Raw genomic sequence first — 26,379 nt, forward strand, 5'->3', positions numbered from 1 at the left:
CTGTTGCAGTGACCAAAGTTGGGTGGGTGAACACATGCAGTGCACACCGCATCACCGGTCCAGATCGCGGCGAGCAGCGGCGGCCGCCGTGGCGGCCGGAGCCCTCGCCGCCTCCCTGCTCGGTGGTACCGAGGCGACCGCCAGACCCTATCCGGAGCCGGCAGCACCGTCGACCGTCTCGACAACGTTGTCCTTGCCGTCACCTCCCGGTGGCGCGAATGTACGGGTCCTCGTCTTCCACGCCTCGGCGACCCCGGAGTCGCCGGCCGTCAACGCCGGCATCGAGGCCATCGAGAAGATCGGCGCGTCCGGGCCCGCGGCCCAGCGCTTCCGGGTCGAAGCCACCGACGACGCCTCCGTCTTCACCAAGCCCAGGCTGGGCAAGTTCAACGCCGTCGTCTTCCTGACCGGCGGCGGCGACGTCCTCGACCCGGAGCAGGAGGCGGGCCTGGAGGCGTACATGGAAGTCGGCGGCGGCTTCCTCGGCGTACACGACGCGGCACGTACGGAGCCGTACTCGAGCTGGTTCACCGGCCTGGTCGGCGCCCGGCCCGCGGCCGGGAGCCCCGCGAACGTACAGCGCGCGACCGTGGAGGCCGGCGACCGTACGCATCCCGCCACCAAGGGCTTGCCGCTGCAGTGGAAGCGGCCGGACAAGTGGCTGAACTGGGCGCAGAATCCGTCCGGTGACGTCCACACCGTCGCGCGGGTCCGCGAGAGCACGTACCAGCCCGGCACGAGCGCCAACGGCTGGGACCACCCCGTCTCCTGGTGCCGCGACTACGACGGCGGCCGCTCCTTCTACACGGCCATGGGCGGCACGGCCGACTCGTACACCGAGGCCGACTTCCGCGACCATCTGCGCGGCGCGCTGCTCTGGACGACCCGTCTCGTACGCGCCGACTGCAAGGCCACCATCAACGCCCACTACACCGCCGAGCGCGTCACCCAGCCCAACCAGCCCGGCCAGTCGGACCAGATCGGCGAGCCGCACGGGCTGGTGACCGCCCCGGACGGCCGGGTGCTCTACATCGGCCGCGGCGGCGGTGACAACAGCGCGCCCGTCGTCACGGACTGGAACAACCCCGACATCGGCAAGGGACAGGGCCAGATCCACGTCTACGACCCGAAGACGAAGAAGGTCACCCTCGCCGGTGCGCTCACCGTCTTCGGCAACAAGGGTGGTGGCGACGAACTGGTCAAGAACGAGGAGGGATTGCTCGGCATCGAGCTCGACCCCGCCTTCCGGACCAACGGCTGGGTGTATCTGCACTACACACCGCACGCGAAGATCAACCGCGATACGCGGATGGCCGCGCGCCGGGTCTCCCGCTTCACCCTGAACCACGAGACCAACAAGCTCGACCTCGCCTCGGAGAAGGTCCTGCTGAACTGGCCGGTGCAGATCCACAGCTGCTGCCACGCGGGCGGCGGAATGGCGTGGGACTCCAAGGGCAACCTCTACATCGCGACCGGCGACAACAACTCGTCCCGGTTCAGCGAGGGTTACTCGGGCAACAACCCGGAGCCGAACTTCAAGGGCGTGTCCTTCGCCGACGCCCGCCGCACCTCCGGCAACACCAACAACCTCAACGGCAAGATCCTGCGCATCCACCCGGAGCCGGACGGCACCTACACCCTCCCCGAGGGCAACCTCTTCACCGGCAAAGAGCCGGACGAGGGCGGCGGCAAGACGCGCGGCGAGATCTATGTCATGGGCGTACGCAACCCGGCCCGGATCTCCGTCGACCAGCGGACCGGCATCCTGTACGCGGGGTGGGTCGGCCCGGACGCGGGCGCGCCCAGCACCACCTGGGGCCCGGCCAAGTACGACACCTTCGCGGCGATCACCAAGCCGGGCAACCACGGCTGGCCGTACTGCATGGGCAACAACCAGCCGTACCGGGACCGCAATCTGCCGGATCCGAGCAAGCCGCTGGGCTGGTACGACTGCGCCAGGCCGAAGAACGAGTCGCCGAACAACGACGGCCTGGTGAACCTGCCGCCCGTCACCTCCAACACCATCTGGTACGCCCCGCAGGGCGGCGCCCCGGACTTCCCGCGCGACGCGGCCGGCATCCCGAGCTACAAGATCGCGGAGCAGAAGCTGCTGCTGCCGTGGCTGAAGGGCGGCGGCCAGGCCACGATGAACGGCCCGGTCTACCGCTTCGACGCGGCGAGCGAGCCGAAGGACAAGTGGCCGGCGTACTGGGACGGCAAGTGGTTCGTCGGTGACTTCTACGACGGCGACCAGCCTCGGCACGCCGTGCTGACCGATCCGAAGACCGTCGGCAAGGGCGGGCTGCCGGTGCACGCCGAAAGCCTGAAGAAGATCGTCCCGGTCGGCGCGAACGGCATCCGCAACCTCATGGACTGGAAGTTCGCCCCGGACGGCTCGCTCTATGTCCTCGACTACGGGCGCGGCTTCTTCACCTCGGACTCCAAGTCGGCACTGTGGCGGGTCACGTACAAGGGCGGCGAGGCGACACCGGCCGCCGCCGATCTCGCGAGGAAGGCGGAGCAGTGAGACAGCGTAACCCACGCCTCTGGACGGCCCTGCTGGCCGCTCTGCTGATGGCGCTCGGGCTGGACTCGCCCGCGGCGTACGGCCGTACGGACGAACCGGCGGCTACGGAGCAGGTCGCCGACCAGGCCGCCGACCAGATGCTCACCTGGACCGCGGGCGACCCCATCGACCGCTATCTGTCGTTCCCCACGACGGCCGTGGCCGGCAAGGCGACGATCGTCTTCGAGAACAGCAAGGCGACCGGCAACACCACCGGCATGCCGCACACCTTGACCTTCGACGTCTCCGACCCCGAGTACAACAACGACGTCCGGCTGAACATCCTCGCCAACCCCAACGACGACCAGGGCGGCAAGCACACCGCCGAGGTCACCCTGACCCCCGGCCGGTACCTCTACCACTGCACGATCCCCGGCCACGGCCAGATGCAGGGCATCCTCACCGTCACCGAGGGCGGCGGCGAGGACACCACGGCGCCCGAGACCTCCGCGAGGGTGGAGGGCGAGAAGAACCCCGACGGCGCGTACATCGGCTACGCGACGGTGACCGTGTCGGCCACCGACGCCGGCTCGGGCGTGGACAAGGTGGAGTACGCCGTCGGCACGGACGGCGCCTGGCAGCCGTACACCGCGCCCGTCATGGTCCATGAGGTCGGCACCCACAAGATCCGCTACCGGGCCGCCGACAAGGCCGGGAACGCGGCCGCCGAGAAGGCCGTCGACTTCGGCGTGGTGGCTCCGCCGACGGATGACAAGACGCCGCCGGAGACCTCCGCGACCGTCAGCGGGGAGAAGAACGAGCAGGGCCAGTACCTGGACATGGCGACGGTCACCGTGACCGCCTCCGACACCGGGTCCGGCGTCAACACCATCGAGTACGCGCTCGGTTCGGGCGCCTGGCAGCCTTACAGCGGTCCGGTGATGGTCCACGAGGTGGGGACGCATCATGTCCGCTACCGGGCCACCGACAAGGCGGGCAACGCGGCGCCCGAGAAGGCGGTCGACTTCACCGTCGTGGCCCCGCCGGCCGAGGACAGGACGCCGCCCGTCAGCTCGGCGGCGGTCAGCGGGGAGACCAACTCCGACGGCGCGTACATCACCAGCGCCAAGGTGACGGTCACCGCGTCCGACACCGGTTCGGGCGTGGACAAGGTCGAATACTCGCTGGACGGCGGCCCGTATCTCGTGTACACTACGCCCGTCCTCGTCGACCGCGTCGGGCGGCACACGTTCGCCCACCGGGCGACCGACAAGGCGGGCAACACCTCGGTGGCCGGGCAGACGGCGTTCACGGTCGCGGAGGGCGGTGGCGTTCCGGCGCCCAACTGCCCCGAGTGGGACGAGCGGTTGACGGTCATCGTCGGCACAGTCGACACCGGGGTACCCAACCGCATCACCCGTAACCGCTGCACGATCAACGAGCTGATCGAGGACGAGAAGGAGTGGACCTCCCACGCCCTCTTCCTCAAGCACGTCGACAAGGTCATCGACAAGCTGCTCTCGGACGCGGTGATCGACCAGCGCGAGCACAGGAAGATCTACCGGGCGGCCAAGCAGTCCGGCATCGGCAAGCCCGGCCAGACGGGCGGCTACCGCGACGTGTTCGACGGTACTCAGAAGTCGTTCGACAGGTGGCGCCATGTGGGCGGCGGTTCGTTCGGTCTGAACGCCGACGGCTCGATGACCAGCGGCACCACCAAGGGCGGCCTCGGCATGCTGTGGTTCCCGGAGCGGAAGTACGAGGACTTCTCGCTGAAGCTCCAGTGGCGCGACGACGCGCCGGGCTCGGGCCACGCCAACAGCGGTGTGTTCGTCCGGTTCCCGCAGGTCCACGACCACCCGGAGGAGGCGCGCCCGGAGTGGGTCGCCATCAAGTACGGCCACGAGGTGCAGGTGCTCGACCGGCCGGACGGCGACATGTACAAGACCGGCTCGGTCTACGGCTTCGACCGGGTGGGACTCGGCGGCGCGGGGGTCACGCCCAAGGGCACCTGGAACGACTACGAGATCCGGGTGGTGGGCCAGCACTACTCGGTCTTCCGCAACGGTGTCCTGATCAACGAGTTCGACAACGCCGGCGGCCAGGACTTCGTTCCGGCGCGCGCCGACGACCCGGGCACCGACGGCCGGCGCTTCGCCTCCGGCTACATCGGGCTCCAGGTCCACGGCACCACGGATGTGATCTCGTACCGCAACATTCGCATCAAGGAGCTGTGATCACGAACTCTTAGGAGGGTCCTCGGGGCTCTTCGCGCGGCTCGGCTGTACCCGCTTGGGCTCCCCCGGCATCTTGGGGTAGTCCGGCGGGTACGGCATGTCGCCGAGGCCGTGGTCGTGTTCGTGCCGGTCGGCCAGTTCCAGCAGGCTGTCCAGGCGGAACCGGTGGTCGTCCATGTCCGCGTGTACGTCGCCCAGTTCGGCGTACCGGGCGGGCATCGTGGCCAGGTCGAAGTCGCGGGGCTCGGCGTCGTCCACCTCGTCCCACAGCAGCGGCGCGGACACGGGCGCGTGCGGCTTGGGGCGGACCGAGTAGGCGGAGGCGATGGTGCGGTCGCGGGCGGTCTGGTTGTAGTCGACGAAGATCTTCTCGCCCCGCTCCTCCTTCCACCACTTGGTGGTGACCCGGCCCTCCATCCGCCGCTCCAGCTCGCGGCCGACCGCGATCGCCGACCGGCGGACGTCGGTGAAGGTCCACTCCGGCTCGATCGGTACGAAGACGTGCAGCCCGCGTCCGCCGGAGGTCTTGGGCCAGCCGCGCAGCCCGTGCTCGTCGAGGAGGGCCCGCAGCTCGTGGGCGACCGCCACCGCGTCGGCGTAGTCGGTGCCCGGCTGGGGGTCGAGGTCGAGCCGCAGCTCGTCCGGGTGGTCGACGCGGCCCCGGCGGACCGGCCACGGGTGGAAGGTGAGACAGCCCAGCTGGGCGGCCCACAGGACGGCCGCGACCTCGGTGGGGCAGATCTCGTCGGCGAAGCGGCCGCTGGGGAAGGCGATCCGGGCGGTGGGGATCCAGTCGGGCAGGTTCTTGGGGGCGCGCTTCTGGAAGAAGGACTCGCCGTCGACCCCGTCGGGGTAGCGCTCCAGGGTGGTGGGCCGGTCGCGCAGGGCGCGGGTGATCCCGTCGCCCACCGCGAGGTAGTAGCGGGCGACGTCCAGCTTGGTGAAGCCGCGCTCGGGGAAGTACACCTTGTCCGGATTGGACAGCCGGACGGTCCGCTCGCCGGCCTCCAGCTCCACCGCAGTTCCCATGTCGGCCACGGTAGGCCGACCTGCCGGATGGCGCATACCGGGCGCCTATACCGGGCATCCGGCGCGATTCCGCAGCAGAATCAAGGCATGGATCTGCCGGTGATGCCGCCTGTGAAACCGATGCTGGCCAAGTCTGTGGCCGGCATCCCGCCCGGAATGCACTACGAGGCCAAGTGGGACGGCTTCCGTGCGATCGTCCACCGCGACGGTGACGAGGTCGAGATCGGCAGCCGGACCGGCAAGACACTCACCCGCTACTTTCCCGAGCTGGTCGTCGCGCTGCGGGCCAATCTGCCCGACCGGTGCGTCGTCGACGGTGAGATCGTCATCGCGTACGAGGGCCGGCTCGACTTCGACCGGCTGACCGAGCGCATCCACCCCGCGGACTCCCGGGTGCGGATGCTCGCCGAGCAGACTCCGGCCAGCTTCGTCGCCTTCGATCTGCTGGCCCTCGGTGACGAGGCGCTGCTCGACGCTCCCCTGTCGCTGCGGCGCACCACGCTGGCCGCCGCGCTGGCCGAGGCCGCCCCGCCGGTCCATCTGGCGCCCGCCACCACCGACATCGAGGTCGCCCGGGAGTGGTTCGAGCGGTATGAGGGCGCCGGGCTCGACGGCGTGATCGCCAAGCCGCTGGATCTCCCGTACCGGCCGGACGCCCGGCTCATGTACAAGATCAAGCACGAGCGGACCGCGGACGTCGTCGTCGCCGGATACCGCTACCACAAGAGCGGCCCCGTGCTCGGCTCGCTCCTCCTCGGCCTGCACGACGACTCTGGCCGGTTGCAGCACGTCGGCGTCTGCGCGGCCTTCCCGATGAAGCGGCGGCAGGAGCTGGTGGCGGAGCTGGAACCGCTGCGCATGGAGTCGCCGGAAGACCACCCCTGGGCCGCCTGGGCGGAGGAAGCCGCCCACGAGAGTGCCCGGCTGCCCGGCGCGCCGAGCCGCTGGTCCGGCAAGAAGGACCTGTCGTGGGTGCCGCTGCGGCCCGAGCGGGTGGTGGAGGTGGCGTACGACCATATGGAGGGGGACCGATTCCGGCACACCGCGCAGTTCCGGCGCTGGCGGCCGGACCGGGAGCCGGGCAGCTGTACGTACGCCCAGCTGGAGGAACCGGTGCGGTACGACCTGAACGAGGTGCTCAGGACGCCGTGAGCTTTTCGAGAGGCCGTGATCTTTCGAGAGGCCGTGATCTTTCAAGAGGCCGTGATCTTCTCCCACTCCCTGCGGTCCGGGCCCGCCGCGTGCGGCGTGTAGCCGGGCCGGGCCGCGAGCCAGGCGCCCACCCGCTCCTGGACCTCGCCCGCGCCGTACGCCTGCGCGGGTGACGCGGCGAGGTGACGGACCCGGGCGCGGGCCCGCATCACCTCGGGGTCGTCCAGGGCGCAGTCGAAGAGGGCGGCCACCTCGCGGGCGATCCCGGCGCGGCTGGTGCGGGTGGCGAAACGGTCGCCGATCGCCGCGTCGGCGACGACCTGGAAGTCGAACCAGGGTTTCAGGGTACGCAGCGCCCAGGCGTGGTACGCCGCGGTGAACTCAGCCGACGCGGGGGCCTCGTGCCCGTGGTGGGCGACCCACTGCGCGGCCCACAGGGCGAGCGACATGCCCTGCCCGATGGTGGGGTTGGTGTGGGTGATCGCGTCGCCGACGGGGACGATGCCCGTGGCGATGGGGCCCCGCTCGTCGTACAGCGCGCTCCACCGGTTGTCGAGACTCGCGGTGGCCAGCACCTCGGAAAGCGCATCCGCGCCGAGGTCCAGCCAGGCGGCGCCGGGCGGGAAGGTCCGGGCCGCCGCCTCGAACACGGCCGGGTCGCGCAGCGCGCCGCGCGTGGGATCGTCGGTGTGGACGAACAGGTTCACCGCGAAGACCCCGTTGTCGGCGGGGAAGACCGCGCAGCCGGCGAATGTCCCGCCGGTCACCGCCCAGGGCCGCACCGGCCCGTCGAGCCGGCCGTCCGGGAGCCGGTACCAGCGGCAGAAGTACGCGAGCCCGGTGCGGTGCCGCTCCACGGCGGGCGGACGGCAGCCGGCCTCGGTGAGCCAGCGCTCGGTGCCGCCCCGCCGGCCGGCCGCGTCGATCACCAACTCGCCTTCGTACACCTCGGATCCGGTACGCACCCCGGTCACCCGGGGCGGGTCGCCGGGCCGCACGTCCAGCCCGGTGACCGGTTCGCCGTACCGTACGAGGACTCGCGGCTCGGCGTGCAGCGCCGCGGTGAGCGCGCTCTCCAGCACGATGCGCCGGGCCTGGATCATGACGAGGTCCTCGTCGCCCGGCCGGGTAGGCGGGCGCTCCTCGAACCAGTCCAGCTCGTGCCGCTCGCGCGCCCCGCGCCGCAGCATGTCCGCGTACACATCGGGCAGTTCGGCGCGCAGCACGGCCCGGGCGGCGCCGAGCAGCGCGTGCGGCTGGTTCGCCTGCGGCACGCCGGGCCGCCGCCAGCCGAAGAAGTCCGCGTCGAGACCGGCGCCCGGGGCGCGGCCGTCCCGCTCGAACACCTCGACCGTGTGACCGCGGCGGGCGGCCAGCAGGGCGGCGCCCAATCCGCCGATGCCCCCGCCGATCACCAGGAAATGCCCCATACCGTCCCCCTTCGACCGTTGTTCTCCAGAGACTTCACGGCGGCTGCGCGAGCGAAACCCGTGGGAGTGTCCGGAGCGTTTCGTGTCTCTTCCCTAGCTAGAGGAATCGCATGCAAGGAGGTACGCATATGACCGGGGCGGAGACCGATACCGGCCCCTGGGCGGCGGCGGCGCCACTGGTGCGCGCCGCGCAGGCGGGCGACGCGCTGGCTCTCGACGAGCTGATCGGGCTGCTCACGCCGTACGTCACGAGGCTGTGCCGGCCCATCGCCCTCGGGGACGCGCCCGACGCCGTACAGGAGTCGCTGATCGCGGTGTTCCGCGGTCTCGGGCGGCTGCACGACCCGATGGCGCTGTACGGCTGGGTCCGTACGATCACCGTGCGCGAGGCGGTCAAGGTGGCCCGGCGGCGGGCGGTGGAGACACCGGTCGCCGAGTTCGCTGACCGGCCGGTTCTTGACGGCACGGAACTGGCCGCCGAGGTGCATGACGTGCTGCGCGGGCTGTCGTCGGAGCACCGGGCGATCCTGGTGCTGCGTGAGATCGAGGGACTGGACGAGCGGACGGCGGCCGAGGTGCTGGACATCTCGAGCGGCACGGTGAAGTCACGGCTGTACCGGGCCCGCGGCAACTTCCGGAAGGCGTGGAACAGATGAGCACCCAGTGGACCGAGAGCGGACTTGACCCGGTGCGCCGGCTACGGGTGATGGCCGCCGCGACCCGGGCGGCCATGTATGCCGAGGAGCGCGTGGACGCTCCCTTCGACGCGGTGTGGGCGGTGGCGAGCGACCTGGAGGGCGAACTGCCACATCTGCTGCCGACCGTACGGGAGTTCCGGTACATGGCTGAGGGAGGGGAGGACGAAACCGGCGAGGCGGACCGCAAACAGGGTTGCGCGTACGGCCCGTTGGGTCACCGGGCCATGTTCGACGTCGTGCTGCGGCCGGGGTGGTGCCTGATGCAGAGCCCGCACGTGGTCGGCGGCATGGCCGCGGTCCCGGACGGCGACGGCACCCTGTTCGCCGTCCTCGGCGGCCTGCGGCGCAGCCCGTTCGTACCGCTCCAGGCCGCGCTGCGGCCGCTGGGCCGGGCGCGGGGGCGCTTGATGATCGACCGGGCGAGGCGCCGCCTGGAGGTCTGGGCGAGCCCGGCCTAGATCTTCAGGGGGCGCCTGGGCGCCGTACCCGCGCTGCGGTGACGGCGCCCGGCCGCGTGCGCTGGCCGAAGAGCGCCCGGGCCTCCTCGCCACGAGGTCCGGGCGTTCCTCGTGCAGCAGGTGGCCACAGTCCTCGACCACCTCGATACGCAGCGCGTCCGCGTGCCGCCCGGCCCCGGACAGCACTCCGGGCGGCAGCACGAAGTCCCGTTCGCCGCCCAGCAGTACCGTCGGCGTGGTCAGGCGCAGCCGCCGGTACCGGCCGAGGAGCAGCCGGGCGATGTCACGCAGTGCGAAGGCCCGGTGCAGCGCTTCCCCGGCCCGCGCCCGGTCCGGCTCGCCCGTCGACCGTACGAACTCCTCCACCGCGGCCGGCTCCCACACCGACCGGTCCGCCACCCCCTTGTGCAGCAGCCACCTGGTGACGGAGGGCCGCCGGGCCAGTACCAGGCGGCCGAGCAGCGGCTGTTCGAGTATGGCGGTGTACCAGAACCGCCAGGCCTGCGGGAGCAGCCGCCGGTGCAGGGGCCACGGGTGCATCATGTTCAGCGCCAGGTAGTGGCTGATCCGGTGCGGGGCGCGCAGGCAGAGGTGGAAGCCGGTCCAGGCGCCCCAGTCGTGCCCGATGAGGCGGACCCGCTCCAGGCCCAGGGCGTCCAGCAGGGCGAGTACGTCGTCGACCCGGGGGTCCGTGCCGTACCCGCGGGCCGGGGCGTCGGACCAGCCGAAGCCGCGCTGGTCCAGGCAGATCAGCCGGTACTCCCCGGCCAGCTGCGGGATCAGCTTCCGCCACGCGTACCAGTGCTGCGGGAAACCGTGCAGCAGCAGGACGGGCTCGCCCTCCCCCGCTTCGGCGAGGTGCAGGCGTGTTCCGCGTACGTCGATCATGCGGTGGCGGACTCCGGCCACCTTGGGCAACTGCCGCATCGTGAACTCCCGGTCTGTCAGGCTCTCAGGGCACCTTGTCGACAGGTCAGGAGACGGCCGGACGCGCAGACGTTCCCTCGGTCTCCTCCCACGGCCCGTTCCCCCTACTCCCGGGCGCGGCGGAACGCCCGCCGCGCCCGGAACAGCCGAGACCTGACCGTCCCTACCGGCACCGCCAGCACCGCTGCCGCCTCCTGCTCACTGAGTCCTTCGACGTGCCGCAGGGTCAGCACCGCCCGCTGGTCGGGGGGAAGCCCGCGCAGAACGGCGTCGATGTCGGCCGCGAGTTCCGGGTCGCCGGGCGCGGGCCGTTCCGCCAACTCGACGGTTACGGGGCGACGTTCGGCGTGCCGCACCGCCTCCCGTACGGCGATGACGCGCACCCACCCGAGCAGCGCGGCGGGCTCCCGGAGGCGGCGGAGGTTGCGGAGCACGGCGACCAGGGTGTCCTGCGCGGCGTCGGCGCTGTCCTGGCGGGCGACGGGACCGCAGATCCTGCGGACGTACGGCGTGAGGACACCGAGCAGCTCGTCCATGGCGAGGGCGTCCCCGCGCTGCGCCGCGCGCACCAGTCGGGCCAGCGCCTCCGCGTCGCCGACGGCCCCGTCCACCCGTACCTCCTCCCCCAACCCCCGCACGTACCGGACCGTATCCTCGCTGAGACCAGCCCGGACCACGTCGTCGGACCACATCGTCGGACCACATCGTCGGACCCATCGGAGGACACATGTCAGCGCAGGCCGCCGCGGCGGAGCGACCCGAACGCGCGTTTCCCGCCGCGAACGGCATCACCGGTGTCGGTGTGATCGTCACCGACGCGGACGGCCGGGTGCTGCTCGGGCTCGGGCACGACGGCCGGTGGGAGCTGCCCGGCGGCAAGGTCGACCCCGGCGAGAGCTTCGAGCAGGCCGCCGCGCGCGAGCTGACGGAGGAGACGGGCTGCGCACCTCGTCCGGTGACGTGCGGATCATCGCCGTCCTGTTGGACGGCTCGCGCGGTATCACCCGGGTCTCGGCCGCGGCCCTCGCGGAGAGGGTGACCGGGACCGCCCGGGTGACCGAGCCGCACAAGATCACGCGCTGGCAGTGGTTCGAGCCGGGACAGGTCCCCGGTCAGCTGTTCGAGCCATCAGCAGCGGTCCTGCGCTCCTGGCGGCCGGAGCTGGAGCTGCCGGCGGTGGACGCGTACGGCTATCCGACGGCGGGCCGGCCGGTGAGCCGACCGGGAGGCTGACCCACACGCCCACATGCGGCGTTACGCCGCACCGCCGTCTACGGGCGGGCTGGCCGCAGATAGCCGAGGCCGGGGTGCTCGTTCGTGTACGCGTCCACGAGACGGCGGGCGACGGAGACCGAGTCGACGAGCGGGTGCAGGGCGAACGCCTTGACCGCGGTGGCGCGCGATCCGCTCTCGGCGGCGGCCATCACCTCGCGTTCGACGGCCTTGACCGCGGTCACCAGGCCGACCGCGTGGTACGGCAGTGGGGCGACGGAGACCGGGTGGGCGCCGTTCGCGTCGACGAGGCAGGGCACCTCGATGACGGCGTCGGTGTCCAGTACGGACAGGGTCGTGCGGTTGCGGACATTGAGGATGAGGGTGGTCCGCTCGTCCTTGGCGATGGCCCGCATCAGGGCGAGGGCGACCTGCTCGTAGCCGCCCGACTCCAGGTCGCTCGCCTCCCGCTCGCCGGCGCCGGCCGCCGCGCGGTTCTCCGCCATGTACGTGGCTTCGCGCTCGGCACGGGTACGGTTCCAGGCCGCCAGGGCGGGCGTGGCGGGGTGCGCCATCTCGGCGTAGAAGCGGGCCTGCTGGTCGCGGAGGAACGCGCCGCGGGTCTGCGCGGCCTGCTGGTGGGCGCGGACCGCTTCCCGGTTGAAGTAGTAGTAGTGCAGATACTCGTTGGGGACGGCGCCGAGGGTCCGCAGCCACTCGGCGCCGAACAGCCGGCCTTCCTCGAAGGAGCCGAGCAGGCCGGGGTCGGCGAGCAGGCGCGGCAGTTCGTCGCGGCCCGCGATGTGCAGCCCGCGGACCCAGCCGAGGTGGTTGAGGCCGGCGTAGTCGATCCATGCCTCGTCGGGGTCAGCGCCGAGCAGCCGGGCGATCCGCCGGCCGAGGCCGACGGGCGAGTCGCAGATGCCGATGACCCGGTCGCCGAGGTGGCGGGACATGGCCTCGGTGACCAGCCCGGCGGGGTTGGTGAAGTTGATGACCCACGCGTCGGGCGCGAGGCGGGCGACGCGCCGGGCGATGTCGACGGCGACCGGGACGGTCCGCAGTCCGTACGCGATTCCGCCCGCGCCGACCGTCTCCTGGCCGAGGACGCCCTCGGCCAGCGCGACGCGTTCGTCGGCGGCGCGGCCTTCGAGCCCGCCGACGCGGATGGCGGAGAACACGAAGTCGGCGCCGCGGATCGCCTCGTCGAGGTCGGTGGTGACGGTGACCTGCGGCGCGTCGCGCCGGTCGGCGGCCTGCTCGGCGAGGACGCGGGCGACGGCGGTGAGCCGGCCCGCGTCCAGGTCGTGCAGGGTGACGTGGGTGACCCGGCCCTCGGCGCGGTCGCCGAGGAGGGCCCCGTACACCAGCGGTACGCGGAACCCGCCGCCGCCGAGGATGGTGAGCTTCACGGATGCACCGTATACGGGGCTTGCCCCCGGGTGAGCACAGGACGTCCGGACCGTATTACGCCTTGCGTGCCACGCCCGCGTAGACCGGGATCGTCTCGTCGCCCGCGGCGCGCTGGTCGGGGCCGATCTCCGGGTGCCACTCGGCGGCCAGTACCACCCCGGGGTCGACGAGCTCGAAGGCGTCGAAGAAGCTGGTGACCTCGGCCTGCGAGCGGAGCCGCAGGGTGACGCCTCCCTGCCGGTACAGGGCGACGGCCCGCTCGGCGCCCACCGGGTCGAAGTCTCCGGTGACATGGGACAGGACGAGGTAGCTGCCCGGCGCGAGCGCGTCCATGAGCCGGCCGACCAGGCCGCGCGGATCCTCCTCGTCGCCCAGGAAGTGCGCGAGGGCGATCAGGGACAGCGCTACCGGCTTGCTGAAGTCGAGGACACCCTTGGCGCGGTCGAGGATCGTCTCCGGCTCACGCACGTCTGCCTGGATGTACTCGGTGACGCCTTCCGGGGTGCTGCGCAGCAGGGCCTCGGCATGGCGCAGCACGATGGGGTCGTAGTCGGCGTAGACGATGCGCGCGTCCGGCACCGACCGCTGGGCGATCTGGTGCAGGTTGGGCTCGGTGGGGATGCCGGTGCCGATGTCGAGGAACTGGCGCACCCCGTTCTCCGCCAGCCAGGCCGTGGCGCGGTGCATGAACGCGCGGTTGACCCGGGCTATGTCCTTGCCCCGTGGCTCGATGGCGAGGAGCTGCTCGGCGAGCTGCTCGTCGACCGGATAGTTGTCCTTGCCGCCGAGGAACCAGTCGTACACGCGTGCGGGATGCGGCTTGCTGGTGTCGATCTGGTCGGCCGTGGGGTTCTGCCCGGTCATGGAAGGCTCCATCGTGGTGAAGTTCGGTGAACAGGAACACGAACAGGAATCAGGAACAGGAACAGGGGGAACTACAGCGTGCGCAAGGTGGCTTACGTGAGCAGAAAGTCGGCCTTTCCGGCCTTCGCTCCCTGGATGAAAGCCGCGAGTTCGCCCGCGGTGTAGATCAGGGCAGGGCCGCCGGGATCGGCGGACTGGCGTACGGCGACTCTGCCGTCGGCCAGCTTCATGGCCTCGATGCAGTTGCCGCCGTTGCCACCGCTCCACGGCCTGCGCCAGCCCTCGGCCGGCAGGTCGGCGGCGGGCATGCCGTTGTATATGGGATCCATTCACAGCTCCTTGCGGAGATCCTTGAGAATCTCCTTCGTGCGTGGTGCAGTTGCGGCCTGCGCCGCCATGCGGTCCATGACCTCGAGGTGGGAGGCCACCTCGGGGCGCGCGTCCAGATAGACCGCGCCGGTCAGGTACTCGCTGTAGACCATGTCCGGCAGTTCGGGGACGGCGAAGCGGAAGAGGACGAACGGCCCGTATGTCCCGGGGTGGTGTCCGGTCGCGAACTCCGCGATCTGGAGCGTGACGTTGGGCATCCGGGACGCCGCCAGCAGCCGGTCGAGCTGCGCCGCCATCACAGCCGGCCCACCGACGGGCCGGCGCAGTACCGTCTCGTCCATCACCACCCACAGCTTGGGTGCGTCGGGACGGGTGAGCAGGGACTGCCGCTCCATGCGCAGGGCGACATGGCGTTCGATGTCGGCGGGGCTCGTCTGCCCGAGGGCCCCGGTGCGCATGACCGCGCGGGCGTAGTTCTCGGTCTGCAACAGGCCCGGCACGAAGTGCGGTTCGTAGGACCTGATGAGCGCGGCCGCGCCCTCCAGGCTGACGTACATGCTGAACCAGTCCGGCAGGATGTCGTGGAAGCGCTGCCACCAGCCGGGCTTGATGGCCTCCTCCGTCAGTTCGACGAAGGCGTCGGCCTCCTCGTCGGTGATCCCGTATGCCTTCAGCAGGAGTTGGACGTACGGGATCTTCAGCGCCACCTCGGCCGTCTCCATCCGGCGGATGGTGGCGGGGGCGACCCGGAGAACCTTGGCGGCCTCCTCGCGTCTCAGGCCGGCTCGCTCGCGCAGATCCTGCAGACGCTTGCCGAGTACGACCTGGCCCACGGTCGGTGCTGACCGCGGTTCACTCACTTCGGACCTCCCCAGGCGCTGGTGCGAGCAGTGTGCCATGCCCTCGTAGCCCAGAACACGCCACTCTGCATTTCCCAGAGTGCCCCTTGCCAAGTGTCTCCGGCAGCGGGAGAGTTGGCCGATGCACCAGTTCACACGGCTGCCGCGCCCTGCCTCCGGGAGACGTGGGTCGGCGCCGCTTCCCCACCGTTAGGAATCGGTCGTGGCACCTGGTAACGCGCTCACCCCCCGGGTCATCGGCCTGTCCCCCGGCACCCATGCCCGCCGCCTCGGGTTCGAGCTGCCCGCGCGCGCAGAATCCGTGGCCCTGGCCAGACGCCGGGTTCGGGAGTGGCTCCTCGGCCGGAACATCGACCAGGACACCCGTGACACCGTGGCGCTGGTCGTGTCCGAGCTGGTCACCAATGCCGTGGTGCACACCGCCAGTGACCGCGTCGGCTGCGAACTGAGCGACAGCGAAGGGCGATTGCGCATATCCGTGCAGGACCAGGGCGTTCTGCCCACGGGCCCGCGGCTGCGCCGGGCGGACCCGGAGGAAGGCGGGCGCGGACTGCTCCTGGTCGACGCGGTGAGCAGCGCGTGGGGAGCGCATGAGGACGGCAGTGGCCCCGGCCGGGTCGTCTGGGCGGAACTCCTGTACGGGGCGGGAGGACCGTGCTGAAGCTTGTCTCCGGCTTCACCCGATCCCGCCTGGCCCGAGGCCGCCTCACGGACGGTCGGCACGCGGACGGTCGGCCCACGGACGGTCGGCCCACCCCGGATCACCGGGAGGAGGTACGTCTCCCGCTCCCGCCCACCCTTGCCGCCACGCTCGGCTGCGACGCAGTGGGCGTCCCCGCACGGCACGGCTTCCGCCTCATGACGCGGCTGCCCCGGTCCGGCTGCGTCTTCGCCGACGAGGCCTGGTGGTGGTGGATCGTGCCCGCCGGCTCCGACCAGGACCTCGCCTGGCCGGCCCCGGCCCGGTACGCCACGGGCGGCTGTGTGCCGGGCGCGCACCCCCGGCTGATCCGCCACCCGGAGGCCACCACGCCGTACACGCCACCGATCCCGCTCTACCTGATGGTCTGCCAACTGGCAGGAGCGACGCCGGTTTGGACCCCGTCGGGAACCGGTGGTCGGCGCGAGTGATGGGTCAGCGCGAGTGAGAGGGCAGCGCCCTCAGCCGCGGCGGGTCGAACCGGGGCTCGGCCGGCACCAGGGTCATCCGGGTGAACCCGATCGCCTCCAGGGCCCAGGGCGTCTCGTAGACGAGCCGGCACATGGTCCGTCCCCACCGGGGGTCCGGGTGCCGGAGCGGCCGTTCGGCACCGTCCCGGTACACGACGTCGGGCCCCACCGACCGGATCCAGTACGGCACACCGTGCCTCAGCGCGGTGTCCATGATCGGGTCGCGGGCGATCTCCTCGCGTACGGCCAGCAGCCCGGGGTCGTCGCTGTGCGCCTCCAGAGCCCCCGCGAACTGGGCGAGGAGGGGCAGGCACCAGCTCGTCTCGTGGTCCGCGAGAACCGTGTGCGCGTCCGGATGGAACAGCACGAACCTCAGCAGGTTGTGACGGGGCATCGCCGTGGGGTGCGGCCTGACGTCCCGGAACAGCGCGTCGAACGCCGGGTTGGTCAGGGCGACGTCCCAGCGGTGGTCGAAGAGGACCGCGGGAAAGGCGACGGCGTCCATCATCGTGGCGTAGTCGCGCAGGTACGCCCGCGTCTCGGCGTCGGCGACCATGGCCGCGGGCGCCAACGGCTCCCATGCCTGCGGGGGTTCGCGGTCGACGGTGAGCCGGAAGAGCCAGAAGCGCTGCTGCTCGCTCATCTCCAGCGCTTCGGCGAGGGCCAACAGCTTCCGGTCGGTCCACGCCTTGACCAGGCCGCGCTCCCGGTTGCCGTAAGCCCGCACGCTGATTCCGAGCCGGGCCGCGATGTCCTCCTGGCTCAGCCCGAGGTCTTCCCGGCGCTGCCTGAGGAGTTCCTTGAGCCGGGTCGTCCGGACTACCCCGCGTGCCCCGGCGTCACGGCCCGGCCGCTCCCGGCCGGGTCGCGGGTGGACGCCGGGCCGCCCCACTGCTGCAAGGTTTGCCATCGCGAATCTTACCCTTCTCGCGGACGGACACGGGCGGGGGGCGATCTTCACACCGTGTGGCGATCCTGCTACTCGCGGCGCGACAGTGTCAACTATCGTGGCAATTCAAGCCTCTTGACACATCAAATGCGCCACAGCTGTGGCACAGCCTGGATGTCACCGGCGAGAGCGACTAGGTTCTGAACAGCCCCTTGTGTGCGAGCAGCGACCCCGCGTGATCTAGGAGACCTACCGGTGACAGACGGCTTCTCGGCCTCGGGCTCGGCGGCCACAGGTCTGCTGGGGGCGACCGCCGCCCGGGTCGCCGAACTCGCCGGCCAACTCGGGCTGAACCGCACCGAGGTCTTCGACCTCCAGCGGCTCTCCGAGCAGTCGGGAGCGCCCACGGACGTGGTCAGGGCCCTGCTCGAAGGGCGGCCGGCAGGTGAACCCGACCTGCAGGCAAGGTTTTTGCAGCGGTTCGACCTGTTGCGCAGGACCCGGCTCAAACCCAACGGACGCCGGTACACCCAGCAGGAGATCGCCGACGGTGCGGGGATGTCGCGGCAGCAGGCCGGCGCCCTGATCAACGGCGACAGGCGACCGACCATGGAGCACTGCGATGCCATTCAGAGGTTCTTCGGGGTCCACGCAGGCTTCCTCACCGCAGCGGACAGCGACGCGCTCACCGGCGCCCTCCAGCGCACCGAGCAGCGGCTCCTTCAGGACCTGGCCGGCCGCGAGCGGCAGCCGGCTACGGCCGCCCCGCCGGTCGGCGACCCGATGGAGCGGCTCCTGCAGGACCACGGCGTACGCGGAATCGCCTGGCGGGCGGCCCAGTTGCCGACCGACAAGCACCGGGACAAGGTCACGGAGTGGCTCGACATGCTCCTGGAGAGCGTCAAGCCCTCAGAGCCCTGACCCCGCAACCGACCCTGCCCCTGCTCCTGCTCCGGCTTCTGCTGCGGCCCCGGAGCCGGAGCCGCAGCCGGACGTGGAGCCCGACCAGCACCGACGGGGAGAACGGTGAGCATAGGCAAAGCGCAGCGCAGGCTGTGCGGCGAGCTCGTCGCCGCGATCGAGCTGCCCGCCCCGGCGGAGCCGACCGCCCTCTACGCCGCCCTGTGCGACGGAATGAGCCGGCGGCGCGGCCGGCCGGTCCAGTACCGCATGGCCTCGTTCCCGCCGGGCACCGCCAGCGGGCTGTGGCTCGACATGGCGGACCGCGACCTGGTCGTCATTGAGGAGCGCACCGCTCCCGACCATCAACTGGTCATCCTCGGGCATGAGTTGTGGCACATGAAGGCCGGCCACTGCAGCCACCATGTCGAGGGCGCGGCCGTCGCCGCCCGACTGCTGTCGGACGAGGCCGACCTGCGCGCGACCGTGCTGAAGGTCCGCGCGGCCGTCGCCGCCCGACTGCTGTCGGACGAGGCCGACCTGCGCGCGACCGTGCTGAAGGTCGCGGCCCGCACCCGGTTCGATCAGGCCCAGGAGAACGAGGCTGAGAGCTTCGGCCTGCTGCTGAGCAGCAAGTGCCGTCCCTGGCTCGCGGGTTCGAGCGCCCGTGGCCCGGTGCGGCGGGACGTTCTCGCCGGGCGGATCGAGGCGGCCCTGGGATACCGCGGGCCACAGGGCTGAGACGTGGACGATCCCGACTACTACATACCTGCTGCCGCCATGGGCATCGCGCTCGCCTTCAAGCTGCCCGGTATGGCGCGCGCCTGGCGTGACCCGCTGCTGCGTTCCGTGTGCGCGCTGCTCGCACTGGCCGGCCTGGTCTTCTTCTTCGCCGCCCCGCCGACCATCGCCACGGTGAACCGCATCACCGGTGTCGCGAACGTCTCCGCCCCTCTCGTCTACTGCCTGCTGAGCGCCTTCAGCGCCTCCTGTCTGGTACTGATCGTCAACTGGCGTGGCGGGCCGCCGGAACAGACGCGGCGTGTGTCGCGCCGGTGGATCGCCGGGTACGGCGTGGTGATCCTGGCGCTGGTGGTGCTGTTCTCGTTGGGGGACGCTCCCGTCGAGCGGCTGCGGGACCTCGACACGTACTACGCCACCACGCCGTACATCCGCGAGATGATCCTGCTCTACCTCGCGGCGCTCACGGTCGCGGGTGTCGCCATGACCGTCCTTTGCTGGCGCTGGTCCCTGCAGGTGCGCGGCTGGCTGCGGATCGGTCTGGTGATCATCGTGGTCGGCTATCTGTTCAATCTCGCCTACCTGGCAACCAAGTTCGCCGCCGTGTTCGCGCGCTGGGGCGGCCGGGACTGGGACGGACTGAGCACCTACGCCGCACCGGTGCTGGCCTCCGTCGGAGCGCAGGTCAGCGCCGTCGGCTTCTGTCTCCCGCTGGTCTGCCAGCGCCTGGCGGACAGCTGGAGCACCTGGACCACGTACCGCCAACTCGGCCCGCTCTGGCGTGAGTTGCACACAGTCACGCCGCGCCATGCCCGCGCGGTCCGTATCGCCTTGTGGTCCCCTGCCGAACTGAGGGTGACCCAGCGGGAGTCCGACATCCACGACGGCATGCTCAGCCTGTATCCCTACTTCTCCCCCGAGGCGCGGGCGAGCGCGTACGACGCGGCCGTGACAGCGGGATCCGATCCGGCCCAGGCCCAGGCCGTGGCCGACGCGGCGATGGTGACCCTGGCGGTGCGGGCCCGGGCCGGTGACCCGGAAGGCAAGATCATGGACTCGGCCGGAGCCGTCACATCCGAATCGACCGAGGGGCCGCGCGATCTGGTGCGAATGTCCATCGCCTTGCGTCAGTCACCCGTCGTCGCAGCAGCCCGCGGGCATGCGGCCAGGCCAGAGAGCGACTTCCATGAGCGAGCCCGATAGAACCCGCCGGGGTGCGACCCTGCGTCGTGCCGTCGTCATTGGCGGAGGGATGGCCGGAATGCTGGCCGCCGCCGCTCTGTCCGGGCACGTCGACGAGATCACCGTCATCGAGCGTGACGCCCTGCCGGCCGGTCCCGATCCGCGCAAGGGCCTGCCCCAGGCCCGCCACGTCCATGTGCTGTGGTCCGGCGGCGCCCGGGCGATGGAGCACCTGCTCCCCGGGGTGACCGACCGCTGGCTGGCGGCCGGCGCCCGCCGTATCCCGCTGCCGACGGGCCTGGTGTCCATGCAGTCCCAGGGCTGGTTCCGCCGCTGGCCCGAGATGCAGTCCATGATCGCCTGCAGCCGCGATCTGCTCGACTGGGTGGTGCGCGAGCAGGTCACCGGCCAGCCCGGTGTCACCGTCCTCGAGAACACGGAGCTCCTGTCCCTGGAGGGCAGCGCCGCCCGAGTCACGGGTGTCCGGGTGCGTACGCACCAGGACGGCGAGCGCACCCTCGACGCCGATCTGGTCATCGACGCCTCCGGTCGCGGTTCACGGGCCACCGCCTGGCTCGGCGCGCTCGGTGTCGCCAAACCGCGCGAGGAGGAGGTCGACTCGGGCCTGGCCTACGCCAGCAGGGTCTTCCGTGCGCCCGAAGGGGCCGAGGACTTTCCCGTGGTCAACGTGCAGTCGAATGCGCGCGAACCCCGGCCCGGACAGACGACGACCATCGTGCCCATCGAGGGCAGGCGCTGGCTGGTGACGCTGTCCGGCACCCGCGGCGGCCAGCCCACCGGCGCCGAGGACGAGTTCGAGCGCTTCGCCCGTGGAGTCAGGCACCCCATCGTCGGCGAACTCATCGCCCGGGCGCAGCCGCTCACGGACGTCGTCGTCACGCGCAGCACCGTCAACCGGCGGCGGTTCTTCGAGAAGGTCAAGGACTGGCCCGACGGATTCGTCGCGGTGGGCGACGCTGTCGCCACGTACAACCCGGTCTACGGGCACGGCATGTCGGTGGCCGCCCAGGGCGCCCTGGCCCTGCGCGAGAACCTCGCCGCACACCGCCTCACCGCGCCGGGTCTGGCGCGCCGGGTCCAGCGTGCCGTTGCCCGACCGGTCGCCGTCGCCTGGGACCTGGCCACCGGCCAGGACATCCTCTATCCCGGGGCGGTCGGCAAGCAGCCGGGTCTCGCGGCCAGGCTGCTGGGCCGCTACGTCGACCGGCTCCTGCTGACCGCGACCGGCCGCCCGCTCATCACCAAGGCGTTCTTCGACGTGGTGACGCTGTCGGCGCCGACCACCACGCTGGTCAGACCGGAGGTCGTGCTCGCCGTGATGCGAGGCCCCAGACTGTCGCGGCTGACGGCCCCGCCGCTGACTCAGTCGGAGCGGAGGGTGGCCGAGCGGACACCGTGAGGCTAGGCAGGGGTGCCGCTTACGGGTACCTTTCGCTCCCTGCGTTGAACGGTGCGGTCTGCAACTGGGGGAAGAGAGTAGCCACATGCACGGAATGGGCGATCCCAGTGGTGCCGAACCGCTGGCGACCGGAGGTCTCGCGGATTCGGTGTACGAAAGCGCCGCACGCACCCCTGACCTGGTCCAGCTCTCCCGCAACAGCACGATGGAGCCGGGCGGTTGGGAGCCGGTGACCGCAGAGCGGTTCCGCTCCGAGGTCCTGGCCGTGGCCAAGGGGTTCCTGGGCAGTGGCATCCGGTTCGGCGACCGGGTCGCGCTGATGTCCCGTACCCGGTACGAGTGGACGGTGCTGGCGTACGCCCTGTGGTCCCTCGGCGCCGAGGTCGTTCCGGTCTACCCCACGTCGTCCATCGAGCAGGTGCGCTGGATCCTGTACGACGCGCAGGTACGGGCCATCGTCGTCGAGCACGAGAACCATGCGATGACGGTGGCGGCGGCCAGTGACGCGCAGACGCAGCTCACCGCGATCTGGCAGATGGACACGGACTGTGTGGCGGCCCTGACCGACCAGGGGCTCGGCATCTCCGACGACCTGATCCACCGTCACCGGCGGGCCGTACGGCCGGAGCAGGTCGCGGCCATCAGCTACACCTCCGGCACCACCGGCACGCCGAAGGGCTGCCTCGTCACCCACGCCAATCTGGCCGCCGAGTGCGACGTCCTGCTCGCGGGCTGGGGCGGGATCCTCGCGGAACCGGGCGAGCAGCCGTCGGTCCTCAACTTCCTCCCGGTCGCCCACATTTACGGCCTGATGGTCGCGGTGGCCTGCCTGCGCGGCGGCATCCGTCTGGGCCACCAGCCCGATCTGACACCCGAGGCACTGCTGCCCGCCCTTGTGTCCTTCCGGCCGACGTTCCTGTTCGCCGTGCCGTACATCCTCGAGAAGATCCTCCACAAGGCCCGCCGCACCGCCGAGGACGCGGGCCACGTCCGGCTCTTCGACCGGGCCGCTGATGTCGCGGTGCGCTACGCCGAAGCCGTCGAACGGCAGTCCATCGGATCGGGCCCCGGCCCGGGCCCGGCCCTGAAGCTGCTGCACGCCGTGTACGACAAGCTGCGCGCCGTACTGGGCGGCCGGGTACGCAACGCCGTCTCCGGCGGGTCCACGCTCCGGCGGGAGGTGGGGCTGTTCTTCGCCGGCACGGGCGTCACCGTCTACGACGGCTACGGCCTCACCGAGACGGCGGGCGCGATCACGGCGCAGCCCCCCGGCGCGGTCAGATTCGGCACGGTGGGCCGTCCGCTGCCCGGCAGCGCGGTCCACATCGCCCAGGACGGCGAGGTGTGGGTACGCGGCGACACGGTCTTCGCCGGCTACCTCAACAACCCCAAGGCCACCGAAGCGGTGCTGCGGGACGGGTGGTTCGCCACCGGCGACGTGGGCCGCCTCGACGACGAGGGCTATCTCGTCATCACCGGCCGCAAGAAGGACGTGATCATCACGAGCGGCGGCAAGAGCGTGGCCCCGCTGGTCCTGGAGGAACAGCTCCGCCACCACCCGCTGATCTCGCAGTGCCTGGTCGTGGGCGACAACCAGCCGTACATCGCCGCGCTGATCACGGTGGATCCGGAGGCGCTGGCGCACTGGCAGCGCCTCAAGGGGAGGGCACCGGCGGACCGGTCGGCCATGACGGAGGACGACGAGCTACGGGCCCAGATCCAACGGGCGGTCTCCCGCGCCAACACCCGCGTCTCCAGGGCGGAGTCGATCCGCGCCTTCCGCATCCTGCCGAACGAGTTCACGATGGCCGACGGCCTGATGACCCCGTCCCTGAAGCTGCGCCGCCGCGCGATCACGGGCGCGTACGCGGCGGACATCGAGGCGCTCTACGCGCGCGCTGAGGACCCGCTGAGGACGCGCTGAGGGGCGGAACCGGGTCACGCGACTCCTGGATGGAGCACCCGGGCCAGGAATGCCTGCGTCCGGGCATGCTGCGGTCTGCCCAGTACGTCCGCGGGGCTGCCCTCCTCCACCACCTGGCCGTCGTCCATGAAGACCACGCGGTCGGCGACATCGCGGGCGAAGCCCATCTCGTGGGTGACGACCATCATCGTCATGCCCTCGTCGGCGAGCGTGCGCATGACGGCGAGTACGTCGCCCACCAGCTCGGGGTCGAGCGCGCTGGTCGGCTCGTCGAAGAGCATCAGCTCGGGTGCCATCGACAGCGCCCGCGCGATGGCGACGCGCTGCTGCTGGCCGCCGGAGAGCTGGGCGGGGAAGCTGCCTTCGCGGTCGGCCAGACCGACCTTGACGAGGTTCTCCCGCGCGATCCGGCCGGCCTGCCCCTTGCCGCGCCCGAGGACCCTGCGCTGCGCGATCGTCAGATTCTCCAGGACGCTCAGATGCGGAAAGAGGTTGAACTGCTGGAAGACCATGCCGATCCGGCGCCGTACCGCGTCCAGATCGATGTCCGGATCGGTCATGTCGACTCCGCCGACGGTCACCGTGCCACGGGTGGGCTCCTCCAGCAGGTTCACGCAGCGCAGCAGGGTCGACTTGCCCGACCCGGACGGGCCGATGACACACACGACCTCGCCGGGTGCGACCGTGAAGTCGATGCCGCGCAGCACCTCGACATCACCGAACGACTTGCGCAGCCCCTGGATCTCAATGGCCGCGTCGGATGCACTCATTGGACGATCACCTCGCCTTCGCATGACGGGCCTCGAGGCGCCGTACGAGATAGCCGAGCGGGATGGTGACCAGGAGGTAGCACAGGCCCGCGACGAAGATGGGGGTGGTGTTGGCGGTCGTACTCGCCAAGTCACGTCCGAACTTGGTGAGTTCGCGCTGCTGCAGGGTGACTCCGAGGAAGAGCACCAGCGAGGAGTCCTTGAAGAGCAGGACCAGTTCGTTGGTGAGCGGCGGAACGATGATCCGGAACGCCTGCGGGATCACGATCGACCGCATCGCGGTGGCGTGCGACATGCCCAGCGTACGGGCCGCCTCCAACTGGCCGCGCGGTACGGCCTGGATGCCGGCCCGGATGGTCTCGGCCATGTACGCGGCGGAGACCAGACCGAGGGCGCAGGCGACCTGTCCGTACGTACCGCCGGGGAAGACCACCCCCGGGAAGGCGAGCGGAACACCCACGCCCACGAAGATGAAGATCAGCAGGGCGGGCAGGCCGCGGAAGAACTCGATGTACGCCATGGCCAGCCAGCGGTACGGCGCCACGGACGACAGCCGCATCAGCGCCACGAGCAGGCCCAGCACAAGGCCGACCCCGAAGCCGGTCAGGGTGTACACCATGGTGTTCAGCAGCGCGACCGTAATCAGATCGGGAAACAACTGCCGAGCCACGGACGGCTGAAGAAACTGCTCCTGAAGCTGCCGCCAGTCGGCCAGCGCCCCCACCGCCACCACGGCTACGACGAAGACGGCGTACTGCACCCCACGGGAGACCCGCCGCCGCCGGCGCGGCGACATCCGCGCCGGCGCAGCCCTCTCCTTCTCCGTAATCAGGCTGGTCACGGAGCGTCGGCACCCTTCGGCATGGGCCCGATCCACTGCTCGTACAGCTTCTTGTAGCTGCCGTCGGCCTTGGCGTCCTTGATGGCCTGGTCAATCATCTCAAGGAGCTTGGGATTGCCGCCCTTGCGGACGGCGAAGCCGTACTGCTCACCGGTGTCGAGATTGCCCACGATCTCGAACTTGGCGGCGTTGGCAGGGTCCTTGAGCCAGTTCTGCACGACGGGATAGTCCTGCACGATGACGTCGACCTGCCCGGTGCGCAGACCGTTGAGCTCGGCGTCGGAACTCTCGAAGGACTGCGGATCGGCGCCGTGCGTACGGGCGAAGTCCTCCCCGGTGGTGGACGACTGCGACCCGAGCTTGAGCTTCTGCTTGGTGACGTCCTCGATGGTCGCCGCCTTGACACCCTTGCGGGCCAGCAGAGCCTGGGTGGCGTCGAAGTAGGGAACGGAGAAGTCCAGGTTCTTCTTACGCTCGTCGGTAATGGTCATGCCGGCCGCGGCGACGTCGCAGACACTGGCGTTCAGATCAGCACCGGTCTTGATCGTCTCGAACGACTTGTCCACGATGACCTGCTCGACGCCAAGGTCCTTGGCGACCAGGTCGATCATCGACACATCGAAGCCGACCACCTTGCCGTCCTTCTCGGACTGGAAGGGCGCGTAGGGAAGGTGCGTGCAGGTGGTGATCTGCCCGGACTTGACCAGCTTGGCGCCCTTGACGGTCGCGCCATCGTCACCACCACTACAGGCACCGAGCGAAAGAACCAGGCCAACGGCCCCGCATACAGCGGCAATCCGGCGGAAGGGCAGGCGGGACGGACTCATGGTGTTCTCCCCCTGTGCACGAGGACGACGCGCGGATCGAGGGCCGACCCGCGATCAAGGTCCGCACAGAATGTCGGAGCCCCGGCCGAAAGTCCACCCTGCCCGGGCCGGGACCGGCGACAGCCCGTCAGCACTGCCAGAGGAAGGCAGCCTCACGGCAGGGAGCGCAGGTGAACACATAGCCGTAGCCGACGCCGCCGAAGTTGGCCGCCGTCCGGTGGTCGTACCGTTCCTCTTGACTGAGCAGGAGTGAGCCCGCTCAGCCGCACGCCCCGAACGGTCTTGGGCGCACTGGTCCCCGGCGTACTCAACCCCGGGGCGGCGACACGCATCCTGTGCGTGGTCCGGGCCCGGGAGGTCGGTTCCCTGCGCGATCTGGCCAAATGGGTACGGCCAGAGGCGACGGGGAAGCCCTGAACCATCACTCCGGTGGAGCAGGGGCCCCGCACGCCGACGCCGTACCCGGCGTCCCAGATCACACGATCACGTTAACCCGGACGGCCCAGGACGCCGCAAGCCCGGAAGCCGACCATCACACGATCGAGTTAAACCGCCCTCGTGCACGCTCCCCGGCAAGCAGCTGACGACCCCTCTTCGAG

General features: G+C 70.8%; 23 protein-coding genes and 1 pseudogene. 12 read left to right on the forward strand and 12 right to left on the reverse strand.

What is annotated here, in order from left to right; all coding sequences use genetic code 11:
- The first annotated feature begins 34 nt into the window (after positions 1-34).
- Both NLX86_RS09530 and NLX86_RS09535 read left to right on the forward strand, forming a co-directional pair.
- Positions 35-2,527, forward strand: coding sequence for a ThuA domain-containing protein (locus NLX86_RS09530; protein WP_254371164.1), 2,493 nt, complete (start codon positions 35-37; stop codon positions 2,525-2,527).
- Between the two features lie 47 nt (positions 2,528-2,574).
- Complete coding sequence (locus NLX86_RS09535) at positions 2,575-4,743, forward strand: OmpL47-type beta-barrel domain-containing protein (protein WP_254371235.1); 2,169 nt, start codon at positions 2,575-2,577, stop codon at positions 4,741-4,743.
- On the opposite strand, the gene ligD is transcribed toward NLX86_RS09535, so the two are convergent.
- A complete protein-coding gene (gene ligD, locus NLX86_RS09540; RefSeq protein ID WP_254371165.1) occupies positions 4,744-5,772 on the reverse strand; it encodes a non-homologous end-joining DNA ligase in 1,029 nt (342 codons plus the stop codon).
- An 87-nt stretch (positions 5,773-5,859) separates the two neighbouring features.
- On the opposite strand from ligD, the gene NLX86_RS09545 reads away from it, so the two are divergent.
- Complete coding sequence (locus NLX86_RS09545) at positions 5,860-6,924, forward strand: ATP-dependent DNA ligase (RefSeq protein WP_254371166.1); 1,065 nt, start codon at positions 5,860-5,862, stop codon at positions 6,922-6,924.
- A 41-nt stretch (positions 6,925-6,965) separates the two neighbouring features.
- Here NLX86_RS09545 and NLX86_RS09550 read toward each other — a convergent pair whose 3' ends face one another.
- Entirely contained in the window at positions 6,966-8,354 is a 1,389-nt protein-coding gene (locus tag NLX86_RS09550; protein ID WP_254371167.1) for an NAD(P)/FAD-dependent oxidoreductase, read from the reverse strand.
- Positions 8,355-8,482: 128 nt separating this feature from the next.
- Between NLX86_RS09550 and NLX86_RS09555 the strand changes: the two genes are divergently transcribed.
- A complete protein-coding gene (locus NLX86_RS09555) occupies positions 8,483-9,010 on the forward strand; it encodes an RNA polymerase sigma factor (protein WP_254371168.1) in 528 nt (175 codons plus the stop codon).
- A 41-nt stretch (positions 9,011-9,051) separates the two neighbouring features.
- Here the strand turns inward: NLX86_RS09555 and NLX86_RS09560 are convergent, their stop codons facing one another.
- Positions 9,052-10,437 (reverse strand): alpha/beta fold hydrolase, encoded by a 1,386-nt coding sequence (locus NLX86_RS09560; protein ID WP_254371169.1) that lies wholly within the window; start codon positions 10,435-10,437, stop codon positions 9,052-9,054.
- Between the two features lie 104 nt (positions 10,438-10,541).
- The gene (locus NLX86_RS09565; protein ID WP_374213854.1) at positions 10,542-11,075 is read right to left on the reverse strand and encodes an RNA polymerase sigma factor; all 534 of its coding nucleotides are present in this window, start codon (positions 11,073-11,075) and stop codon (positions 10,542-10,544) included.
- 89 nt (positions 11,076-11,164) lie between these two features.
- Between NLX86_RS09565 and NLX86_RS34395 the strand changes: the two are divergent.
- Positions 11,165-11,670: pseudogene (locus NLX86_RS34395) on the forward strand (NUDIX hydrolase).
- A gap of 38 nt (positions 11,671-11,708) precedes the next feature.
- Here NLX86_RS34395 and NLX86_RS09580 read toward each other — a convergent pair.
- The 4 genes from NLX86_RS09580 to NLX86_RS09595 all read right to left on the reverse strand — a co-directional run bounded on the left by NLX86_RS09580 (position 11,709) and on the right by NLX86_RS09595 (position 15,116).
- Positions 11,709-13,061, reverse strand: coding sequence for a 6-phospho-beta-glucosidase (locus NLX86_RS09580; RefSeq protein WP_254371171.1), 1,353 nt, complete (start codon positions 13,059-13,061; stop codon positions 11,709-11,711).
- Between the two features lie 55 nt (positions 13,062-13,116).
- Positions 13,117-13,926: an SAM-dependent methyltransferase gene (locus tag NLX86_RS09585; RefSeq protein ID WP_254371172.1), complete on the reverse strand. Its 810-nt coding sequence runs from the start codon at positions 13,924-13,926 to the stop codon at positions 13,117-13,119.
- Between the two features lie 92 nt (positions 13,927-14,018).
- A complete protein-coding gene (locus tag NLX86_RS09590; protein ID WP_254371173.1) occupies positions 14,019-14,255 on the reverse strand; it encodes a DUF397 domain-containing protein in 237 nt (78 codons plus the stop codon).
- Positions 14,256-15,116, reverse strand: a complete 861-nt coding sequence (locus NLX86_RS09595) for a helix-turn-helix transcriptional regulator (protein ID WP_254371174.1) — start codon at positions 15,114-15,116, stop codon at positions 14,256-14,258. It abuts the gene before it with no gap.
- 202 nt (positions 15,117-15,318) lie between these two features.
- Here NLX86_RS09595 and NLX86_RS09600 point away from each other — a divergent pair, with 202 nt between their 5' ends.
- Both NLX86_RS09600 and NLX86_RS09605 read left to right on the forward strand, forming a co-directional pair.
- Positions 15,319-15,777 carry an ATP-binding protein gene (locus NLX86_RS09600; protein WP_254371175.1) on the forward strand — a complete coding sequence of 153 codons (459 nt, stop codon included), beginning with the start codon at positions 15,319-15,321 and terminating at the stop codon, positions 15,775-15,777.
- A gap of 29 nt (positions 15,778-15,806) precedes the next feature.
- Positions 15,807-16,247 carry a hypothetical protein gene (locus NLX86_RS09605; protein ID WP_374213857.1) on the forward strand — a complete coding sequence of 147 codons (441 nt, stop codon included), beginning with the start codon at positions 15,807-15,809 and terminating at the stop codon, positions 16,245-16,247.
- A gap of 4 nt (positions 16,248-16,251) precedes the next feature.
- Here NLX86_RS09605 and NLX86_RS09610 read toward each other — a convergent pair whose 3' ends face one another.
- Positions 16,252-17,196 carry a helix-turn-helix domain-containing protein gene (locus tag NLX86_RS09610; protein ID WP_302061118.1) on the reverse strand — a complete coding sequence of 315 codons (945 nt, stop codon included), beginning with the start codon at positions 17,194-17,196 and terminating at the stop codon, positions 16,252-16,254.
- A 234-nt stretch (positions 17,197-17,430) separates the two neighbouring features.
- Here NLX86_RS09610 and NLX86_RS09615 point away from each other — a divergent pair, with 234 nt between their 5' ends.
- From NLX86_RS09615 to NLX86_RS09635, 5 genes are all read left to right on the forward strand, one after another.
- A complete protein-coding gene (locus tag NLX86_RS09615) occupies positions 17,431-18,096 on the forward strand; it encodes a helix-turn-helix transcriptional regulator (RefSeq protein ID WP_254371177.1) in 666 nt (221 codons plus the stop codon).
- A 105-nt stretch (positions 18,097-18,201) separates the two neighbouring features.
- Complete coding sequence (locus NLX86_RS09620; RefSeq protein ID WP_254371178.1) at positions 18,202-18,816, forward strand: toxin-antitoxin system, toxin component; 615 nt, start codon at positions 18,202-18,204, stop codon at positions 18,814-18,816.
- A 3-nt stretch (positions 18,817-18,819) separates the two neighbouring features.
- Positions 18,820-20,019, forward strand: a complete 1,200-nt coding sequence (locus NLX86_RS09625) for an MAB_1171c family putative transporter (RefSeq protein ID WP_254371179.1) — start codon at positions 18,820-18,822, stop codon at positions 20,017-20,019.
- Complete coding sequence (locus tag NLX86_RS09630) at positions 20,003-21,418, forward strand: NAD(P)/FAD-dependent oxidoreductase (RefSeq protein WP_254371180.1); 1,416 nt, start codon at positions 20,003-20,005, stop codon at positions 21,416-21,418. The genes NLX86_RS09625 and NLX86_RS09630 overlap by 17 nt, the downstream gene beginning before the upstream one ends.
- Before the next feature lie 85 nt (positions 21,419-21,503).
- A complete protein-coding gene (locus tag NLX86_RS09635; protein WP_254371181.1) occupies positions 21,504-23,342 on the forward strand; it encodes a long-chain fatty acid--CoA ligase in 1,839 nt (612 codons plus the stop codon).
- 14 nt (positions 23,343-23,356) lie between these two features.
- On the opposite strand, the gene NLX86_RS09640 is transcribed toward NLX86_RS09635, so the two are convergent.
- From NLX86_RS09640 to NLX86_RS09650, 3 genes are read right to left on the reverse strand one after another with little or no spacing between them, the layout of a single operon-like run.
- Positions 23,357-24,112, reverse strand: coding sequence for an amino acid ABC transporter ATP-binding protein (locus NLX86_RS09640; RefSeq protein ID WP_254371182.1), 756 nt, complete (start codon positions 24,110-24,112; stop codon positions 23,357-23,359).
- Between the two features lie 7 nt (positions 24,113-24,119).
- Positions 24,120-24,908 carry an amino acid ABC transporter permease gene (locus tag NLX86_RS09645; RefSeq protein ID WP_254371238.1) on the reverse strand — a complete coding sequence of 263 codons (789 nt, stop codon included), beginning with the start codon at positions 24,906-24,908 and terminating at the stop codon, positions 24,120-24,122.
- A 41-nt stretch (positions 24,909-24,949) separates the two neighbouring features.
- A complete protein-coding gene (locus NLX86_RS09650) occupies positions 24,950-25,780 on the reverse strand; it encodes a transporter substrate-binding domain-containing protein (protein WP_254371183.1) in 831 nt (276 codons plus the stop codon).
- Between the last annotated feature and the right edge of the window lie 599 nt (positions 25,781-26,379).

The sequence above is a fragment of the Streptomyces sp. A3M-1-3 genome, assembly GCF_024213665.1.
Lineage (GTDB): Bacteria > Actinomycetota > Actinomycetes > Streptomycetales > Streptomycetaceae > Streptomyces.

Coding starts and splice junctions, on each gene's coding strand:
- NLX86_RS09530 (WP_254371164.1), top strand. CDS start 35: ATGCAGTGCACACCGCATCACCGGTCCAGATCGCGGCGAGCAGCGGCG.
- NLX86_RS09535 (WP_254371235.1), top strand. CDS start 2,575: ATGGCGCTCGGGCTGGACTCGCCCGCGGCGTACGGCCGTACGGACGAA.
- ligD (WP_254371165.1), bottom strand. CDS start 5,772: ATGGGAACTGCGGTGGAGCTGGAGGCCGGCGAGCGGACCGTCCGGCTG.
- NLX86_RS09545 (WP_254371166.1), top strand. CDS start 5,860: ATGGATCTGCCGGTGATGCCGCCTGTGAAACCGATGCTGGCCAAGTCT.
- NLX86_RS09550 (WP_254371167.1), bottom strand. CDS start 8,354: ATGGGGCATTTCCTGGTGATCGGCGGGGGCATCGGCGGATTGGGCGCC.
- NLX86_RS09555 (WP_254371168.1), top strand. CDS start 8,483: ATGACCGGGGCGGAGACCGATACCGGCCCCTGGGCGGCGGCGGCGCCA.
- NLX86_RS09560 (WP_254371169.1), bottom strand. CDS start 10,437: ATGCGGCAGTTGCCCAAGGTGGCCGGAGTCCGCCACCGCATGATCGAC.
- NLX86_RS09585 (WP_254371172.1), bottom strand. CDS start 13,926: ATGACCGGGCAGAACCCCACGGCCGACCAGATCGACACCAGCAAGCCG.
- NLX86_RS09590 (WP_254371173.1), bottom strand. CDS start 14,255: ATGGATCCCATATACAACGGCATGCCCGCCGCCGACCTGCCGGCCGAG.
- NLX86_RS09610 (WP_302061118.1), bottom strand. CDS start 17,196: ATGGCAAACCTTGCAGCAGTGGGGCGGCCCGGCGTCCACCCGCGACCC.
- NLX86_RS09630 (WP_254371180.1), top strand. CDS start 20,003: ATGAGCGAGCCCGATAGAACCCGCCGGGGTGCGACCCTGCGTCGTGCC.
- NLX86_RS09635 (WP_254371181.1), top strand. CDS start 21,504: ATGCACGGAATGGGCGATCCCAGTGGTGCCGAACCGCTGGCGACCGGA.
- NLX86_RS09640 (WP_254371182.1), bottom strand. CDS start 24,112: ATGAGTGCATCCGACGCGGCCATTGAGATCCAGGGGCTGCGCAAGTCG.
- NLX86_RS09645 (WP_254371238.1), bottom strand. CDS start 24,908: ATGTCGCCGCGCCGGCGGCGGCGGGTCTCCCGTGGGGTGCAGTACGCC.
- NLX86_RS09650 (WP_254371183.1), bottom strand. CDS start 25,780: ATGAGTCCGTCCCGCCTGCCCTTCCGCCGGATTGCCGCTGTATGCGGG.